Here is a 2,102-nt window from a genome sequence, read left to right as displayed (position 1 = left end):
TTTAAAGGAATGAATATTTCTGAAGAATATTTACAATTATTTCTTTTAAATCCCATTAATTAGGGTGATTACATTAATATATTAATATATATAACCGTTATAATCAATACCCTTTTCAAAGTACGGTTTTTAATAAATCTTTTCAATATCGTAAACAAATTTTGTCTCCTTAATTAACAAATAAAGAGGCTGCTGCCAAACAATACTTCTGCTTCTCTACAGTTATTTATAGGAATGCAGCTCGTTTTCTTCATTTTGAGAACACTACATACTTTAATTTTAAGATGATGTAACCCCCTTATCGTAAATGATTAAACTCTACTATTATAAAAAGATTCAAACTGTACATCATTCATTTCATTGGCTTGCAATATTTTTGATTTAAAAAGATTCATAATCTGATATTGAGCGAAACTATATATATGCAAGTTAAAAAAACGACATAAAACCTCCTTTCTTTTAGGGGAGGGCGAGAGCATCTGGCTGTGCATAGAAGCGGTTAGGTCCTTTTCCTGCCACATGCGAGGTTTAAAACAAAGGGAGCAAGCATGTGCAGATCATGTTGTATTGCTACATAGCAACGATTTATATGTCGAAAAATTAAAATGGATTTATATATATATATTGGAGCGAACACAGGCTGGTCGTATGAAGTATGTAGAAAATGGCGGGAAACTGTGGAGAACTCCTAAAATCAATAAGTCTAAAACTGATTTGATACTCGAGTTACTTGATCAGGGAAAAACGAAACAGGAGATTGCTGATTTTTTAAATGTTGACAGAACTACTATTTATCGCATATTAAAACGAAATGGTTATTAGGCAATTTATTGATAACGAGTACCATCCATGCTTTTATAGAATATATCTATTTCTAAAAAATTTGCATTCTTGCTTAAAGATTTTATCAAAACGAAAGGAGCTAAATTACATCTTAGCTCCTCTTATTTGAAAGTTATTTAGTTATAAGGGCTACAATTCCTAAAATGACAAGTAAAACAAATATTTTAACAACAAGATGTTTAAAATAAACCTTATGAACTTATATTTTTAATTCAATCTATAGAAATCTTGCAACAAAAATACAATTGTGATGATCACCATTAAACCATTCACTGTAAGAGCTATTACAATCGATAATTCAGTGGTAGGTAATAACATGATGCATAGTGAAACAATAGATGCAATAAAAGGAACAACTTGTCTTGTTCTTGTTATACAATATTTTTCGCTTTTTTTTAGTTGGGGCATGATTCTACCGATGATTAACAATAAAGGAGTGGTAGCCAAGATCCCTAACCAGCCAAAAGCACTTTCGGTAAACCAAGGTAAAAATGGCATAGCTGAAGAAAATATAAATAAGTTCAGTACTAACAGAAATAATTGTATGAGAGATAATTTTATATGCAAGTTTGTTTGATTCATAATGGCAACCCTCCATCAAGGTGTATTTTACACCAATTTATTGTTAATCGATTTATATGTCATTTTTAACATATAAATCCTTACTATGCAGAACAAGAGTAATCTGCTCTCACTTTCTCCCTTGGTTTTCAATTTGTATTTGTACATTACAGAGTGCAGTAATATAAACAGACTGCAAAACTTTCAAAAAGAAATGTTTTGCAGTCTTATGATTTCTTGCTTTACCTCATATTTTGGGTATTATCCTAACTATTCCATTTCACTTTATAATGTCCATTATGATCAAAAACAACGTCCCTAGACCCATATTGTGTATCAAGTCTAACAGTTTCATTTTGATAAATTGAACCATCGTCTTTAGCATAGTACTGGAAGTATCCATAATAAGGGAAGAAGTATCCCCAAACTTGGAACTTGCCTATCTTAGCTTCTCCAGAATCCTGGAAGTAATACCACTTACCATTGATTTCTCTCCAGCCTGTTTGCATTACGCCTTTATCGTCATAATAGTAGATTTTACCATTCACTTTATCAAATCCTGTTATCTTAGCTTCTCCGTCATGATTAAAATAATATCTTTTTCCATCAATTTCTTGATGTCCATCGAAAGTATAGTTTGCACCATCTTTGAAATAATATTTTTTACCATCAATTGTTTTCCAACCAGTATAAGTAGC

2 protein-coding genes and 1 pseudogene are annotated in these 2,102 nt (G+C 31.1%); 1 reads left to right on the top strand and 2 read right to left on the bottom strand.

What is annotated here, in order from left to right; genetic code table 11:
* Positions 1–519 precede the first annotated feature (519 nt).
* Complete coding sequence (locus tag V7024_RS14190) at positions 520–822, top strand: helix-turn-helix domain-containing protein (protein WP_335521075.1); 303 nt, start codon at positions 520–522, stop codon at positions 820–822.
* A gap of 228 nt (positions 823–1,050) precedes the next feature.
* Here V7024_RS14190 and V7024_RS14185 read toward each other — a convergent pair whose 3' ends face one another.
* Positions 1,051–1,425 carry a hypothetical protein gene (locus V7024_RS14185; RefSeq protein WP_335521073.1) on the bottom strand — a complete coding sequence of 125 codons (375 nt, stop codon included), beginning with the start codon at positions 1,423–1,425 and terminating at the stop codon, positions 1,051–1,053.
* A gap of 245 nt (positions 1,426–1,670) precedes the next feature.
* Positions 1,671–2,102 (bottom strand): annotated as a pseudogene (locus V7024_RS14180) (cell wall-binding protein); the annotation flags it as partial.

The organism is Bacillus sp. JJ864 (assembly GCF_036963045.1).
Classification (GTDB): Bacteria; Bacillota; Bacilli; order Bacillales; family Bacillaceae_G; genus Bacillus_A; species Bacillus_A pseudomycoides_C.
Note: the sequence above shows the minus strand (reverse complement) of the source record. Positions and strands in the feature narration are given on the sequence as shown.

Coding starts and splice junctions, on each gene's coding strand:
- V7024_RS14185 (WP_335521073.1), bottom strand. CDS start 1,425: ATGAATCAAACAAACTTGCATATAAAATTATCTCTCATACAATTATTT.
- V7024_RS14190 (WP_335521075.1), top strand. CDS start 520: ATGCGAGGTTTAAAACAAAGGGAGCAAGCATGTGCAGATCATGTTGTA.